Below are 16,079 nucleotides of genomic sequence, written 5' to 3' on the forward strand. Positions count from 1 at the left end.
AATTAAAATGTAAGGTTTACACCTAAATTATAAGTAGCATAAAGCGGATAAACGTTGATGTCTACTCCTGTATTTGTTGGGGTACCGCCCACTTCAGGGCTAAATCCTCTGTAACCAAAGAAGTTCAATGCATTTTGTGCATTGGCAAATACTCTTAGTTTTTGCATTTTCCATTTTGATACAAGTGACTGCGGTAAATTATAACCCAACTGAATGTTACGTAATCTTACATATGCACCACTTTCTACATAGAATGAGTTAGATTGGTTGTTGTTGTTGTTTGCTAAGTTAGCTGAAGGGTAGGTGTTTGAAGAACCAGCTCCATTCCAACGCTTATCAAAGAACTCTTTAACATAGTTCTCATTACCAAATCTAGAACCAAGGTTTGCATTGAATACATCAACCCCAGCTACACCTTGGATGTCTAGTGTTAAATCGAAATTTTTATAAGCAAAATTTGTATTCACACCGTATGTGTATTTTGGATTTGGATTACCTAACATAACTTTATCTTTCCCATCAATGAATCCATCACCGTTCTGATCTATGTATTTAAGGTCACCAGCGGTGGCACCACTCTGACCAGAAGCCGCTGCTTCTTCCACTGTCTGAAATACACCGCCTACTTTGTAGCCATAGAACATACCAATTGGATAGCCAGCTATCGTTCTGGTAGGAAGAACAGCATTGTTCAAACCGCCGCCACCAGCGTCGATTGCATTGGTTCCTGAGGTCACGTTCAATACTTTATTATTATTAATACCCGCATTTCCGCTAATGGTATAAACTAGTCCGCCTTCAGTTTTATCAGACCAGGTTGCACTAAATTCATACCCACGGTTTCTGAAATCGGCCTGATTGCCGATAAGCTTTCCGTTTGAAGTACCTAGAGATCCTAAAACAGGAATATCAAAAATTGCCTGTTCAGTTTTTCTATTGTAATAATCTGCTTCAATCTTTAATCTATCCGAAAGGAAGCCCATTTCTAAACCAACATCTGTTCCTGCGCTGCGTTCCCAAAATAGTGCCGGAGGTACAATTGTAGTTACACTTGCTCCTGTTTGAGGAATACCCCCAATAATTGCAACCAGTTGTGCGGCCTGGTTAACAGTTAATGTTGTCGGGTTAATAGGCACACCTGCGTTACCTACTTTACCCCAGCTTCCGCGAAGTTTTAAATTGCTGAAAACTGTTTGGTTTTTCATGAAGTTCTCGTTAGAGATAACCCAACCTGCTCCAATTGAAGGAAAATAACCCCAAAGATCACTTCCTCCGTAAAATTGAGAAGCAGCATCAGCTCTTAATGAAGCATTTAATAAATACTTGCTTTGGAATGAATAGTTTACTCTTCCAAAATAAGAAGTTGCCGTATTAAGAGTACCTGAATCTTTGATCAATCTACCATCAGCGTTTCCAAGGCTCACATATAAATCACCTTCTGAGCTAAAAGGAACATTCTGAGCGGATCCCTCAAGGGTATAGCTTTTATAACGCTGTGCTGTTTGACCAGCAAGGACTGTTAAGCTGTGATCGGCCCATTTATTATCATAAGAAAGTGTGTTTTCCAAAATATAGTTTCTGGTTTCAATTCTTTTAATTGCCAGGGTACTGATATTCGAGTTCTGAGCTGTAGTTGCAAAATACTTAGGCGTGTAATTTCGGTTTTCTTCTTGTCCAAAATCTCCACCTGCACTTGTTTTAAAAGTAAAATGTTTAGCAAATTTAAGTTCAGCATAGACATTACCAGTCACTTTGTAGTTTTTAGTGATGCTATTTGCAAAATCTATTGTAGCCTGTGGATTTACGTTACTACCATTACCTAAGTTGAAGGTGTTTGGATCTCCGTAGGAGCCATCAGGATTAAATACCGGAACTACTGGAGAAGCAGAGAACAATGCACGGAACACAGTAGTAGGTGCATCTTTTGAATTGCTTGAACTTCCTGTGACGTTGTAACCCACTTTTAAATTTTCTAAAACCTGGATCTCATGAGATAAACGAGCAGTATATCTCTTATAGTTGTTTTTTTCAACGATACCATCCTGATCTAAATAACCAAGCGATAGGTTGTAAGTAGATTTTTCTGTACCACCATTAATCGACACCTGATGGTTGTTAACCATTGCAGAACGTAATACCTGTTTGTACCAATCTGTACCGGCACCCAAATTTGTATTTGGAAATAATGGATCTTTCTTTAATAATGCATAAGCCTCGTTTACTGCTGTAGCGTACTCAGAGGCGTTAGTCATTTCTACAGCATTTGTTACGCGCTGAGTTCCAATATAACCGTTGTAGTTTACTGTCGGGTCTCCTTTTTTACCACGTATGGTAGTAACAAGTACAACTCCATTAGCCGCCCTTACACCATAAATAGATTGACTTGACGCATCTTTTAGGATACTTATATTGGCGATATCTGCCGGATTTAGGAAGTTAATGTCATCATACCAAACACCGTCTACAACATACAACACATTTGTATTGCCGTAAATGGTTCCTGTACCACGAATTGTTATTTGCGGGGCTTTACCCGGGGTACCATTATTTGTAATGGACACACCAGCAACTTTACCTTGCAAGGCACTTACAGGATTTACTGAAGCTTGTTTTGAAATTTCTTCACCTTTTAATGAAGCCACCGATCCGGTAACATCAATTTTTTTCTGAGTACCATAACCAACTACTACAACTTGCTCTAATTGTTGCGAGGATGAGGCAAGTTCCACGTTGATCACTGTTCTGTTGTTCACTTGCATCTCTGTTGGATTATATCCAATGTAAGAGAATACAAGAGTCGCATTGGCCGGAGCACTTATTGCGTATTTTCCCGTTGCATCTGTTTGTGTCCCAATTTGTGTTCCCTTTACTAAAACGCTTACACCTGGAAGAGTGGTTTTATCTGCACCGTCACTTACTACACCTCGTATAGTAATATCTTGCGCAGAAGCTGCGTTGATAAAAAGAAAACATAAAAAAGTTAAAACAGAAAGTTTTGTAAAGATTCTTTTCATGCTGTTTAAAATTTAGTTGTTAGTTGTATAAATCTCCGAGAGTATTTGAGTTAAAACAAATAAAACGCCTCAACATTAATACATCATCATAGAAATCTATACTTTCTCAAACAATCGAAATAGGCCTCTTGTTTCGCTAAAAACAGTGTTCTATGCCGACATAACAAAATTTAGACCTACAACAAGAGGTCAAAAGAATTTTATAAAATCAATCTTAAAAAAAAGGATATGAGAGGTAATGATGTAGTGCTATAGCTCCATTAGAAACTCCACGAGGTTCTTGTCGTGCGGTACATCAAGCTTTTTTCGAAGTCTGTAGCGGCGTATTTCTACACCTCGTAACGAAATGTTCAGTAATGATGCCATTTCTTTGCTACTCATATTCATGTGCAGATATGCGCAAAGTTTTAAATCGTTAGGTACAAGATCGGGGTGATTGGCTTTAAGTTTTTTGAAGAAACTCTCATGCGCCTCGTTAAAACTGCTCTCGAATAAATTCCAGTCGCGCTCATCGTTCATGCCTTCATCAATTACTTTTTGGATTTTTCTTAACTGTTCTTCTGCCAAAGGTTTTCCGCTCGAATCCTTAAGCTTCAGCATCTCCTGACTAAGCTTTTGCAGCAGCTCATTTTTGTAAACCAAACTCATGGCTGAGTTGGCAAGTTCCCGGTTCTTACCTGCAAGTTCTACCTGCAGTTTCTCTGTTTGCAATTTGATGATTTGCCTTTCAGTTGCCTCAGCTTCTTTTTTAAGAAATTCCTCCTTTTCAACCTGCAACTTATCAGAAATGGCTTGCTGATCTTTCATCAGCTTTCTTTCGTAAAAGCGCTTAGAAGCAATTAGTAAAAAGACAATGCCAACCAGGTATAGAACGAAAGCCCAGTTGCTGGCATAAAAAGGAGGGAGGATCGTAAACTCAAACGCTGTATCCTTGCTTATGGTCTCATCATTAATCTTAGCCCTAACCAGAAAGGTATAAGTTCCTGCACTAAGGTTAGTGAAATCTTTTTGCGAAGCAGAGCTCCAGTCAGACCATTGTTTAGAATAGCCTTTCAGGAAGTACTGAAACTTGATACTGCTTTGTCTGTAATAAGGAAGCGCGTACGAGATTCTGATGTTGTTTCTGCTAAACGGTATTTCAATTTCCGAATCTGAATTTCCTACCTCACTGATAATGGAATAGGTGTCTGTAATATCTTCTATTTTTCTAATTAATACAGATGGAAGTGCTATTTTTTTGCGCTTTAGCGAGTCTAGCTCATTGTAAATAACAAAGCCATCATCAACACTGATCAGATAAATATGGTCGCTGATCTTACTGATGTTTTCATAGTACTGAACCATTCTGCCATCTAAAACACTGAAACGATTGGAGTCTATTTCTATTTTTCCTGGCTGCGAAAAATTGATCAGCGCCATTTTACCATGGTTAATAAACCAATATTTCTTATGGTCGGCCTTAATGATCTTATTGGATTGAGAGAAAGATCCAAGTTTCTTATTCAGAGTGGTGTATTTGCTGAAATTGTTGCTGATCTCGTCGTAAGTTAAAAAGCCCTCATTGGACGAATAGATCAGTTTATTTTCAAGAGTGAAGAGGTTAATGCCATATGTACTTGGCAACCCATTCCGTTCGTCGTAATACTTAACGTTTGTAACTGTTTTAAAATCGGGACTCAATACCAATTTATATAAGCCTCTGTAGGCATGGCTTACCCAGATATCGCCTTTAGAATCCTGTTCTACGTATCTTGATGGTTCATCGAAACCTTTAATTTTGGAATCAAATTTCCACTGACCAGCCGGGTCCTTTTTGAATAATACCAGTCCATTATAAGTACCTTGAATAAGATAATTGTCGTTCAGTTTCTTGATAACCCAACCTCCGCTTATACCGGTAACTTTTTCAATTGTGTTTCCGGTAACGCTAAAAGTACCATCATTATGTCCACAAAGAAGCTGTCCGTCAATCATCCTTAAGTCCCAAACCTGTCCCTGCGATTTGGGTATCAGTTTGAAATCAAAAGAACTGAAAGTGTTGTCTTTACCACCAACCCATGGGCTGTAAAAAAGACCTTGGTTGGTTCCTAAATAAATTATGTTTTTATAAATAATGCTCGAATACACGGTGCCAAAAAGGCCGGTCTTATCAAAATAAAAGTAAAGAGGAGAATTTAATTCTATGCGGTCTATCCCGTTATCGAGACCAGTCCATAAGTTCTGATCGTCATCTGCATAAATACTAAGTACCGTATTGTTCTGTAAACCACTTGACTTATTGATCCTCTGTACAATATTTCCATCCTCATCAATAATAATCAAGCCGTTTAAAATTGTTCCGTAAGCATAGTATTTTCCTAATACTTTAACTCCGTTATTTAATTGATAGGTTTGCAGAAAGGTATTTGCAGGCGTATTAAAGGGAGTGTATTTTTCGCCATCGTATAGAAACAAACCATCTTTGCTGGTGCCAATTAATAAACTGCCGTTTTTATAAGGAAGGATCGAAAGCACGCTTCCGGGTAGTGGGGTGCCAATATTTTTAAGGGGAACAAGTTTATCGCCGGTTAGCTCAAACAAGCCTTTCCCTAAAGCTTCGATAATGAAACGTTTATCTACTTTATGCAGAAACAGAAAGAATGCAGGTATTTTTACAACACTTATTTTCTGGTCATTGTAAATATATATGCTCGAAAAAGACTGAAAGATAATGCGTTTGCCATCTACGTAGATTTTCCATATCTCATCGGTCATTTTATGTTCCTTCGGAATAAGATTGATGAGGGAAGTATATTTTAAACGCTTATGGTCTATTTTCCAATATCCGAATTCACCAAAGCTTCCGGTATAAATTATACCGTTATCATCTGTAGCTACCGAACGAACAATCTGGCGGTTTGGCATTTCATATTGTTGCCAGTATTTGCCATCGTAAGTTAAAAGGCCCTGGGTATTACCAAAATACATAATGCCATTTTTGCCTTTGGCAATAGACCAATTTTGGTTACCGGAAAGGTAAACTGATTTAGGATAATTTTGAATGTAAGGAACCCCAATACTTTTGATATCGTCTGCCAGAGCAGAAACAGATACAAAACAAAAGATTAAAAATATAAAGTATTTAAAGGGTCCGTTGCTCATCAACAGCTAAGATAGTTGTTTACTTGAAACGTTTACCTGCTGTGGTACTTTTACGTAATATCCTGTTCCATCATAAGGGCGTTTACGTGGGTTAGTAGTACACTCAACCGAGCAGCATCCTTGTAAAGCCTCTCCGCATTCGTCACATTGAGTGAAATGTTCATTACATTCCGGATTGGCGCAATTGATCATTTTTGGAGTAGTTTTGCCGCAATTATAGCATTTAGATACTATTGTTGGGTTTACAGTGTTTACGTCAACGGCAATACGGTTATCAAAAACGTAGCATTTACCTTCAAAATCTTCACCTCCGGCTTCTTTACCATACTTGATAATTCCGCCATGCAGTTGGTAAACATCATTAAATCCATGATGTAATAGCAAAGCCGATGCTTTTTCGCATTTTATGCCTCCTGTACAGTAAGTAAGTACTTTTTTATCTTTGTACTTAGCAAGCTCATTTATTTTATCAGGAAAATCTCTGAAATTCTCAATATCAAGGGTTACTGCATTTTTAAATTTCCCTAAATTGTGCTCATAGTTTGAACGCACATCAAGTATTACCACATCTTCCTGATCTATCATTTTCTGAAAATCAGCAGGTTCAAGGTGTTTGCCGGTTTGCTTGTTCGGGTCTATGATATTCGGATCTCTTAATCCTGAGTGGACAATTTCGGCTTTGTAACGACAGTGCATTTTGATGAATGAAGGCTCTTCAACATCATCGATTTTAAAATCAGTTTTTGCAAAACGTTCATCAGCTTTTATAGCTGCCATATAGGCTTCGCAGGATTCTTTTGTTCCTGAAACGGTACCGTTTAAACCCTCATTAGCAACAATGATGCGACCAACAAGATTTAAAGATTTGCAAAATGTAAGATGATCAGCAGCAAATTGTTCTGCCTCGGCTATGTGACTATAGCAATAGTAAAGTAGTGTCTGGAATTTTTTCATAATTCATTGATACCGATGCAAACGGCGTTTAATGCGCTGCAAAGCTAAGAAAAATATGTGAATTTGCATCAGATTGTGATCGTATGCTCAGGCTTTATTAGGGTTATGTTAAGGTGTTGGTAGGACAATCAGCCCTTTCAAGGCCCTACCAACGCCCTAGAAATGCCCTACCAACGCCCTGGCAACAATAGTCCTTTATGGTAAAGCAGTATTGTTTGTAACATTATTGTAAACCTACCACCTTAGTTAGATTATTGTTAAGTTTGTATGCGTTATTTAAAAACACAAATAAAACTAACTTATTATTTATAAAAATGACTAACACTACGATGAGATCATTGTGGCTGACCACAAGTCTTCTACTTGGATCAACAGTTGGATTTGCGCAAGACAACCTTGTAAATTCATTAAAAAACAACCAAAGCGAAAACAGCGCAACCAGCTTTAAATTTACTCCGGTTATCAATACTGAAGCTACTTCTGTTAAAAATCAAAAATCATCCGGTACTTGCTGGAGCTACAGCACCAACTCTTTTTTAGAGTCGGAAATGATTAGAATGGGTAAAAAACCTGTGGATCTTGCAGATTTATTTACTGCCCGTAATGCGTATGTTGAAAAAGGAATTAACTATGTGCGTATGCACGGTGCCTTAACATTAGGCGATGGGGGTGCATGCCATGATGTAATTAATATGTTTGCTAAATATGGCGCTTTACCTCAAGAGGTTTATAGTGGTAATGACTATGGCGCTCCTGGCTCATCAGATAGAATGAATAGCCTTACAAAAGCCATTCTGGAAAATGCAGTAAAAGCACCAGATGGTAAGCTTGATCCTAACTGGAAAACTAAATATATAGCCACTATTGATTCTTGTATGGGGGCTGTTCCAGAAAAATTCACTTACGAAGGAAAAGAATACACGCCAAAAACCTTTGCTAAAGAGGTTGTAGGTATCAATCCTGAAGATTATGTTGAACTTTCATCTTTCAATACTTCGCCTTATTATAAAAAAGCAGTTTTGATGGTGCCTGATAACTGGTCATATGATCAGGTATACAACGTACAAATGGACGATATCACTAAAATTATCGATAATGCTTTAAAAGGCGGTTATAGCGTTGCATGGGCAACAGATGTTAGCGAAAAAGGCTTTAGCTGGAAAAATGGTGTTGCTTACGTTCCTGAAAAGAATTTTGATAGCATGACGGACGAAGAGAAAAAAGCAATGTTCAATGGTCCGAAAGCTGAAAAAGAAATCACAGTTGATTTACGTCAGGCAGCATTTGATGATTATCAAACTACTGATGATCATGGTATGCAAATTACAGGATTAGCAATAGATCAAAACGGCAAAGAATATTACATTGTTAAAAACTCTTGGGGTGCTACTAACGATTATAACGGCTATTTATATGTGACCAAAAACTTTGTGAAATATAAAACCACAGCGTTTTTATTGCATAAAAAAGGTATTCCTTCAGATATCCGTAAGAAGCTAGACATATAACAGCAAAGGATTTTATTAAAAAGGGGCCTGTATCTTGAAATGCAGGCCCCTTTTTATTTAGGTTTTTTATGGATGCTGCAATATCTTTTAATCATACTGTGATATTTCTATACTTGAAACGAATAATTGAGTGAGTTAAAAAAGTATAACTTTATTCTAAGCATATGCCTTACAATGGATACACTTAAACAGAAGGAGCAGTTTGTATCAGTAATTGAACAGAACAAGGGGATAATTTACAAAATAGCCAATTCATTTAACAGGGATGAGGAGGATAGAAAAGATCTGGTTCAGGAAATTATATTTCAGTTGTGGCGTTCGTTTCCGGGTTATGACAACAAAAGCAAGTTCACTACATGGATGTATCGGGTTGCTTTAAATGTTGCCATTACCTCATACAGAAAGGAAAGAAAAAAATCGGCGCTAATTAGCCCCATTTCCGAAAATGTAATTGAGTTTATAGAGGATGATGTGCCAATTGATAATGAAGCCAATTTAAAACTTTTGCAACAGTTTATAAATGAATTAAAAGAGCTCGACAGAGCATTGATGCTGCTTTACCTGGAAGAAAAGAGCCAAAAGGAAATGGCTGAGATTCTTGGGCTTTCAGAATCAAACATTGGCACTAAAGTGAATAGGATTAAAGAGAAATTAAAGCAAAGATTTTTAAAGATTAACAACAATTAATAAACCGAAAATGGAAGAGCAAGATATAAAACGACTTTGGAGTAGTTTTGATGCGCAACTGGAAAGATCATTAGCACTTAATTTAAAAATGTTAAAAGAATTGCAGACCCAAAAAGCTGAACATAAGCTTCGTTCTTTTCGTAGAAATCAGGTAACAGGTGTAGTCCTTGGTGTAATATGGATTGCTTTTTTAGTTTTTTTACTGGTCAATACCTTGCACAATATTTATTTTGTAATATCTGTAGGCTTTATCATATTGTTTAATGTGTTTGCCACGGCTGCCTACATTAGGCATCTTGTAATGCTCTCTGAGGTAAATATAGAAGACAGTGTTACGGAATCTCAGAGAAAGATAACCAAAATCCAGTCGTCGTTTAATAATATCGGCAGAATACTAATTTTACAAACGCCATTCTACTGTACCTTTTGGTACAATGATGATCTGGTTGCAAATGCAGGACCAGGCTTTTGGTTAATTCAGCTCGTAATCGTTTCATTTTTTACCTTTATATCAGTATTCTTATTTAAAAAGCTGACATATAAAAATGTGCATATTAAATGGGTAAAAGCGGCTTTGGAAAGTTTTGGTGGTAAAACTTTAACTAAAGCCATGGAGTTTTTGGATGAAATAGAAGCTTATAAAACTGAACGATCATAAAAGACTAGAATCCATAATACAATCTAAACCCATGATTTACTCTTCTGTTTCCATCATAAGCAAAGCCATATGTGGCTTTGAAAATCAATCTTTGTAAGCCAAAGTAGAACTCTGTGTAATTTCTCTTTACTGGCTGACTCAAATAGTTAACCCCAACAAGTTCTTCCAGCTTTAATTTACGCAGCAGCGGAACTTTATTTGTTAAAAGGCCAGAGAAATTGTGTTCAAAGTGCGCTTCAAGATATTGACGGTCCGTACTGAAAAGATAGAAATCGAGGAATAAGAACTTTCTTAAGTTCGGAAGCCCAAGTAAAGAGTTATTACCTCTGAAATGTTTCGCCTCAGGATAGTAAACCGTGTTATTATTGATGAACTTACCAGCGCCAACAACGAATGATGAGTAACCCCATAAACCAGCGCTAATACGGTTTTGGGAAACTTCTAATGATACCAGGTCGTAATCTACATCACTATTGAATAATCCTTTTATGCCTTTTTTATAGGTAAGGTTAATTACCGGATATTTTGATCCCTGGTAAAATTTACCATCAGGGCGGGTTATATATTGCTGATCAATGGTGTAATTTAATGATGCCGTAATTGCTAACGATTTATATGTTGGAAACAATGGTGTTTCTGTATCAGGTGTAAAAGGGTTGTTTGATGTAAAAGTTTCGCCTTTTAGATCTTTTATTTTGAAGGTTGTCGAGTTTTCAAGATTAGTATGGCGAGCATAATCAGCAGTCAACGATGCCTGAAGTCCATTTGTCAGTTCCCTTGTGGTTCCAATGTTCGCAAATTCCTTTTTATAGAATTTGGAAAAGTTGGTTTCGAACAATAAAGAGTTAATGGAGTTGCCCAAAAGACTCATTGTTCCAAGGTCGTTTAAGTCGTAAATGCCAGAACCGCCACTTATACTAATGTTTGCTCGTTTTAACGGGTTGTAGTAATAATTTGCAGATATGTTCCCGGTTAGGGTTTTATTAGAAAATCCGTATCTCACCTCCGGTCGGATACTGTAATAACGGCTGTCCTGAAGTCGCTTCACATAAGTTACCCCGTATTTAAGTGCGAAACCTTCAACGGTGTTATAAAATATAGAACGATATATGGGGTCAAAACTATAATATTTCTGGGCGTACCTGTTGTTTATGGTGTATCCTGTTATAGCGGCCTTTACAATTCCAAATTTATTGTTTTCACGTTCTAATGAATCAAGATAATGCTTTGAAACTTTAAGCGCAGCAATGCTATCCTTTCTCACATAATCCCGGCTTTCTTCCTTTGTAAGCGGAATTGGTCTGTTATTAAGCCAAAACAAAGAATCTTTTTTATTTACCGCTTTGGTTATCTTGAGGATTTCGCCAGTGAAATAGTTTTTCGGAAAGTTTGGGTGGAGATTGTAATTGCTGTAAACCCCAACATAATAACCCTCGAACTTAAAGCCAAGCACATTCCCGTTAAACTGGAAATTGATATTTGAAGGCATATAAGTATTCTCGGTTTTAATAAACTGTTGTGAGATATTTAAAGTATCAAGAAGATTGATGCCTGAATTGCTGGTTAGGTACACATCGGCATTAAAAAGATGCCAGCTATCGTCTGTAATATATATAGTTCCCCTGAAAACAGGATCGTGTTCCCGGCGGGGGATGATCTGGATTTTGTTAATCGTTGCTCCGTTTTCTGTAGAAACACCTAGTAATTTGTATCTGTAATAGAGAAAAGCATTGTCGGAAATTGGTGATACAAAGCCGCGGGCACTTAGTTTATCCTCTAATAAAATGTTGTCGTAAAAATTTATAATCAGGTCTGATGCTTTATTGAAGCTAAATGCATTGTTACGGCCAGCAATTTTTGAAGACACCATTTCTTCGTGAATCTTATTTGGGCGCTCATATGAAAATGTAGAGGTCGACTCTGATAAATATAAAATCCCTTTTCTGTTGGTATCCAGATCAAGCGTTTTTTGAATGTCTTTTCCAAAGAACTTTTTTGGGGCACCTACAAGTTTTTGTACTCCTTTAATATATACATCGGCTTTATATGCCTTTACTTCGGTAAGGTGTTCTTTCCTTTTTTTAATGGCTTGCCTGATGATTTCGTAGGCAGGATCTTCTGCATTGCCATCTATGGTAACTCCGGCCAGGCTATAAGTTTCCGGCGTTATCACTACATCTTCAGTTAGGTTATCATTAATAGTGATTTCTTTCTCTAATGCTTTATAGCCAATTGCTTTATAAATAATGGTAAAAGTTCCCTTTTCAATGCTTAATGAATAAACACCATCCACATTTGCTGAAGTTCCAATCGTTGTGTTTTTTATATAAACAGAAGCAAATGGAACGGATTGTCCTTCTGTATCTTTTATTGTGCCACCAAGTTTAAGCTGTTGTGCTGATAGGCTAAGGGCGCTTACAAAAAGAAATAGCGTTAAAAAAATCTTCTTCATTAAATGGATTTAAGGCTTAAATATCGGATTAGTTGTGAATACTAAACAGTTTTTTTGTGTTAAAGTTTGCAACCATCGTTTAATTGCCTTACCACCACAAGACGATATTTTTATAACTTTGGTTGCATTAATTATTATAAATATGTACAAAACCTTAAAACCCGTTCTAGAACAAGAACTGGAGCAAATAGAAAAAGACGGTTTATTTAAACGTGAACGTATTATTGTAACCCCTCAGGGAGCCGATATTAAGATCAGCACCGGGCAGGAGGTGATCAACTTTTGTGCAAATAATTATTTGGGACTATCGTCTCATCCGGCAGTTATTGAAGCGGCAAAAAAAGCTATAGATAAATATGGTTACGGAATGTCCTCAGTACGTTTTATATGTGGTACACAGGATGTCCATAAAGAACTGGAATCAAAACTTTCCAAATTTTTAGGTACAGAAGATACAATTTTATATGCTGCAGCATTTGATGCTAACGGTGGTGTTTTTGAACCTTTGTTTAATGATCAGGACGCTATTATTTCTGATGAATTAAACCATGCATCTATTATAGATGGAGTGCGCTTGTGTAAAGCAAAGCGTTTTAGATATAAAAATGCGGATATGGCAGATTTGGAACAGCAATTAATTGCTGCTAAGGATTCCAGACATCGCATTATTGTTACAGATGGGGCATTTTCTATGGATGGAGTTGTGGCTCCATTAGATAAAATTTGTGATTTAGCAGATAAATATGAAGCGCTTGTAATGATTGATGAGTCGCATTGCACTGGTTTTATGGGTAAGACAGGTCGCGGTACTCATGAGCATTTCAATGTGATAGATAGGGTTGACATTATTACAGGTACCTTGGGTAAAGCGCTTGGCGGTGCATCTGGAGGGTTTACTTCGGGTAAGAAAGAAATTATTGACATGTTGCGCCAAAGATCTCGCCCTTATTTATTCTCAAATACACTTGCCCCTGCAATTACAGGAGCATCTGTAGCGGTTCTGGATCTTTTAAGTGAAACTACTGATTTAAGGGATAAACTGGAGCGTAATACTGCTTACTTCCGTACAAAAATGACTGAAGCTGGTTTTGACATTAAAGAGGGGGTACACCCGATAGTTCCTGTTATGCTTTATGATGCTAAGCTTGCCCAGGAATTTGCGGCTAAAATGCTCGAGGAAGGAATTTATGTAATCGGGTTTTATTATCCGGTGGTTGGACAAGGCAAGGCTAGAATTCGTGTGCAATTATCTGCGGCACATGAGCAGCACCATTTAGATAAGGCCATAGCAGCATTTACTAAAGTTGGTAAAGCGTTGGGCGTAATATAAAACTAAGCGGCTGAGTCTATTTTCTTTATGGAGTGATGCTTCATGACGATTTTTGGACTCAGCCGTTATAAATATATTGCATAAATAGCTGTATATTTGTTGCCATGTTACAAGACAAGATAACACAGTATACAGCAGAAATAAATGCTTTCTCAACTGATAAAGCAGATGAATTAGAACAATTCCGTATAAAATTCCTTGGTACTAAAGGAATTATCAAAGATATTTTCGATGAATTTAAGGCCGTGTCACCAGAAGAAAAAAGAACTCTGGGAAAGGTTTTAAATGAATTTAAACAGCTCGCAGAAGCAAAATATCAAACACTGAAAGATCAGGGTGGGGTAGCAGAAGTTTCAGCAAGTGCTGATATAGATTTAACCTTACCTGGTGAAGGGTTTGAAGTTGGCGCCCGCCACCCATTGGCTTTGGTTAGACGAGAAATCATCGAGATTTTTAATAAACTTGGTTTTATTGTAGCAGAAGGTCCGGAGATTGAGGATGACTGGCACAATTTCTCTGCTTTAAACTTCCCGGAAGAACACCCTGCTAGAGATATGCAGGATACTTTCTTTATTAAAAAAGGAGGCGAAAAAGGCGATATTGCCTTGCGTACGCATACTTCTTCTGTTCAGGTAAGAATGATGGAGGCTGGTAAGCCACCATTCAGAGCAATTATGCCGGGTCGTGTTTATCGTAACGAGGCCATTTCTGCTAGGGCGCATTGCTTTTTCCACCAGGTAGAGGGTTTGTATATTGATGAAAATGTTTCATTTGCAGATCTAAAGCAAACGCTATTCTATTTTGTACAGGAACTTTATGGAGAAGGTACAAAGGTTCGTTTCCGCCCTTCTTATTTCCCTTTTACAGAGCCGTCAGCTGAAATGGATATTTCTTGTACTATCTGCAAAGGCGCAGGTTGTCAGATGTGTAAGTATAGCGGCTGGGTTGAAATTTTAGGATGTGGCATGGTTGATCCTAACGTTTTGGAAAATTGTAATATCGACAGCAAGAAATATAGCGGCTTTGCATTCGGAATGGGTATTGAGCGTATTGCCAACCTTAAATTCGAAATCAAAGACTTGCGTTTATTTTCTGAAAATGATGCTCGCTTTTTAAAGCAATATAAAACGTCATTAATATAATGATTAAAAAAATAGTCGGATTATTTCTGTTGGTGATCACTTTTGGAGGATGTGGAAAAGAAAGTGAAATGATTCCTAATGTTTTTGTGGAATACAATGTGACCGTTCAGGAATTTAAGATTAAAGCCAAGAACAATGTATTACTGGTAGATAATCAGGGCGTTAAAGGTCTGATGATTGTTGCAATTGGTGGTGGCTACAGGACATTCGATAGAGCCAGTTCAGTAAACCCTCAAAATGGTGGTTGTGCAGTTGTTCCGGACTCGACCGGAATTACAGCTACTGATCCGTGTACAGGAGCTAAATTTTTGCTGCTTGACGGAACTCCGCAAAAAGCGCCGGCTGTACGTAATTTAAAATCTTATACTACATCACTTCGTGGTGGCCTGACTATAAATGTAAGTAACTAATGGAACCAGAGAAAATAAAGGAAAGTATAATCAGGTCTGCAAAAGAGCTATTCAGAAAGTACGGCTATCATAAAACAAGTGTTAATGAGATCGCCAGAAAAGCCAGAATAGCTAAAGCAACTATATATAAGTATTTTGAAAGCAAAGAACAGATTTTGGATGCTATCCTGATGAATTATCTGGACCTGAACCTTCATGAAATTTTAAAAAATAAAGCTCAGTTTGCTGATGAAGAAGAGCACCTTAAGGCGCTTGTAATGAAAACATGCAGACTTACTTATACCGTTTGTAATGAGTTTATCGGCTGGGATTTTGTTAGGGAAAATGCAAACTCGCAAGATTTTTTAAAGCATTTATCTGATCAGTTAGAGTCTTTATTGCTTTCTGCCTATTTAGAGCTCGACCATTTTAAAAATAACCCATCTCGTAAAGAAGGCCTGGCATTTTTATTAAAAGCAAGCAAGAGCATTGTATTCTCATTCGCCTTCACTTCTGTTAGTGATTCTGATGTTCGCAAGAACTTTGTTAGTTTTCAGAAAGAACTTCTTCCCTTCCTGGTAAAGGCCGCTTTGTAGGTTCTTTACAAAACCTTAACATGTACCGTTTTGGTATTCGGTATAAAAACATCTATATTTGACTGTATACGTCAATATATTATGAGTAAAGAGGTTTTAGAGATTTCTGTAATGGTTGATGAGAAATTTGATATGAGCTTTAATATGGTTGAAGGCTTTTTCGGTTTAATCCTTAAAGTTTTTGGTAAGTAGAGTTTGATATTGCATT

Annotated in this window: 12 protein-coding genes; 8 read left to right on the plus strand and 4 right to left on the minus strand. The window is 37.3% G+C overall.

Features of this window, described 5'->3' with window-relative positions; translation table 11 throughout:
- Positions 1-2 precede the first annotated feature (2 nt).
- The 3 genes from HQN86_RS02065 to trhO form a co-directional block, all read right to left on the minus strand.
- Positions 3-3,014, minus strand: coding sequence for a SusC/RagA family TonB-linked outer membrane protein (locus tag HQN86_RS02065; RefSeq protein WP_172659380.1), 3,012 nt, complete (start codon positions 3,012-3,014; stop codon positions 3-5).
- A 249-nt stretch (positions 3,015-3,263) separates the two neighbouring features.
- Positions 3,264-6,155, minus strand: a complete 2,892-nt coding sequence (locus tag HQN86_RS02070) for a ligand-binding sensor domain-containing protein (protein WP_172659381.1) — start codon at positions 6,153-6,155, stop codon at positions 3,264-3,266.
- 6 nt (positions 6,156-6,161) lie between these two features.
- Positions 6,162-7,109 (minus strand): oxygen-dependent tRNA uridine(34) hydroxylase TrhO, encoded by a 948-nt coding sequence (gene trhO / locus HQN86_RS02075; RefSeq protein WP_172659382.1) that lies wholly within the window; start codon positions 7,107-7,109, stop codon positions 6,162-6,164.
- 314 nt (positions 7,110-7,423) lie between these two features.
- On the opposite strand from trhO, the gene HQN86_RS02080 reads away from it, so the two are divergent.
- From HQN86_RS02080 to HQN86_RS02090, 3 genes are all read left to right on the plus strand, one after another.
- On the plus strand, positions 7,424-8,617 hold the full coding sequence (locus HQN86_RS02080) for a C1 family peptidase (protein WP_172659383.1): 1,194 nt from the start codon (positions 7,424-7,426) through the stop codon (positions 8,615-8,617).
- A 174-nt stretch (positions 8,618-8,791) separates the two neighbouring features.
- Positions 8,792-9,304, plus strand: a complete 513-nt coding sequence (locus HQN86_RS02085; protein WP_172659384.1) for an RNA polymerase sigma factor — start codon at positions 8,792-8,794, stop codon at positions 9,302-9,304.
- Between the two features lie 10 nt (positions 9,305-9,314).
- Positions 9,315-9,962: a hypothetical protein gene (locus HQN86_RS02090; protein WP_172659385.1), complete on the plus strand. Its 648-nt coding sequence runs from the start codon at positions 9,315-9,317 to the stop codon at positions 9,960-9,962.
- Between the two features lie 4 nt (positions 9,963-9,966).
- Here HQN86_RS02090 and HQN86_RS02095 read toward each other — a convergent pair whose 3' ends face one another.
- Complete coding sequence (locus HQN86_RS02095; RefSeq protein ID WP_172659386.1) at positions 9,967-12,414, minus strand: DUF5686 and carboxypeptidase regulatory-like domain-containing protein; 2,448 nt, start codon at positions 12,412-12,414, stop codon at positions 9,967-9,969.
- A 142-nt stretch (positions 12,415-12,556) separates the two neighbouring features.
- On the opposite strand from HQN86_RS02095, the gene kbl reads away from it, so the two are divergent.
- The 5 genes from kbl to HQN86_RS02120 all read left to right on the plus strand — a co-directional run bounded on the left by kbl (position 12,557) and on the right by HQN86_RS02120 (position 16,063).
- The gene (kbl, locus tag HQN86_RS02100) at positions 12,557-13,744 is read left to right on the plus strand and encodes a glycine C-acetyltransferase (RefSeq protein WP_172659387.1); all 1,188 of its coding nucleotides are present in this window, start codon (positions 12,557-12,559) and stop codon (positions 13,742-13,744) included.
- A 104-nt stretch (positions 13,745-13,848) separates the two neighbouring features.
- Positions 13,849-14,886 carry a phenylalanine--tRNA ligase subunit alpha gene (gene pheS, locus HQN86_RS02105; RefSeq protein ID WP_172659388.1) on the plus strand — a complete coding sequence of 346 codons (1,038 nt, stop codon included), beginning with the start codon at positions 13,849-13,851 and terminating at the stop codon, positions 14,884-14,886.
- Complete coding sequence (locus tag HQN86_RS02110) at positions 14,886-15,296, plus strand: hypothetical protein (protein ID WP_172659389.1); 411 nt, start codon at positions 14,886-14,888, stop codon at positions 15,294-15,296. Before pheS ends, HQN86_RS02110 begins: the two co-directional genes overlap by 1 nt.
- Positions 15,296-15,871 carry a TetR/AcrR family transcriptional regulator gene (locus HQN86_RS02115; protein ID WP_048903726.1) on the plus strand — a complete coding sequence of 192 codons (576 nt, stop codon included), beginning with the start codon at positions 15,296-15,298 and terminating at the stop codon, positions 15,869-15,871. Before HQN86_RS02110 ends, HQN86_RS02115 begins: the two co-directional genes overlap by 1 nt.
- A gap of 81 nt (positions 15,872-15,952) precedes the next feature.
- On the plus strand, positions 15,953-16,063 hold the full coding sequence (locus tag HQN86_RS02120; RefSeq protein ID WP_172659390.1) for a phenylalanyl-tRNA synthetase subunit alpha: 111 nt from the start codon (positions 15,953-15,955) through the stop codon (positions 16,061-16,063).
- Positions 16,064-16,079: the final 16 nt, after the last annotated feature.

The organism is Pedobacter panaciterrae (assembly GCF_013204795.1).
Taxonomy (GTDB): Bacteria; Bacteroidota; Bacteroidia; order Sphingobacteriales; family Sphingobacteriaceae; genus Pedobacter; species Pedobacter panaciterrae.

Bases quoted from the DNA above. Each gene is read 5' to 3' on its own strand.
- HQN86_RS02115 (WP_048903726.1), top strand. From the start codon at position 15,296: ATGGAACCAGAGAAAATAAAGGAAAGTATAATCAGGTCTGCAAAAGAG.
- HQN86_RS02120 (WP_172659390.1), top strand. From the start codon at position 15,953: ATGAGTAAAGAGGTTTTAGAGATTTCTGTAATGGTTGATGAGAAATTT.
- HQN86_RS02095 (WP_172659386.1), bottom strand. From the start codon at position 12,414: ATGAAGAAGATTTTTTTAACGCTATTTCTTTTTGTAAGCGCCCTTAGC.
- kbl (WP_172659387.1), top strand. From the start codon at position 12,557: ATGTACAAAACCTTAAAACCCGTTCTAGAACAAGAACTGGAGCAAATA.
- HQN86_RS02085 (WP_172659384.1), top strand. From the start codon at position 8,792: ATGGATACACTTAAACAGAAGGAGCAGTTTGTATCAGTAATTGAACAG.
- HQN86_RS02110 (WP_172659389.1), top strand. From the start codon at position 14,886: ATGATTAAAAAAATAGTCGGATTATTTCTGTTGGTGATCACTTTTGGA.
- pheS (WP_172659388.1), top strand. From the start codon at position 13,849: ATGTTACAAGACAAGATAACACAGTATACAGCAGAAATAAATGCTTTC.
- HQN86_RS02090 (WP_172659385.1), top strand. From the start codon at position 9,315: ATGGAAGAGCAAGATATAAAACGACTTTGGAGTAGTTTTGATGCGCAA.
- HQN86_RS02080 (WP_172659383.1), top strand. From the start codon at position 7,424: ATGACTAACACTACGATGAGATCATTGTGGCTGACCACAAGTCTTCTA.
- HQN86_RS02070 (WP_172659381.1), bottom strand. From the start codon at position 6,155: ATGAGCAACGGACCCTTTAAATACTTTATATTTTTAATCTTTTGTTTT.
- trhO (WP_172659382.1), bottom strand. From the start codon at position 7,109: ATGAAAAAATTCCAGACACTACTTTACTATTGCTATAGTCACATAGCC.
- HQN86_RS02065 (WP_172659380.1), bottom strand. From the start codon at position 3,014: ATGAAAAGAATCTTTACAAAACTTTCTGTTTTAACTTTTTTATGTTTT.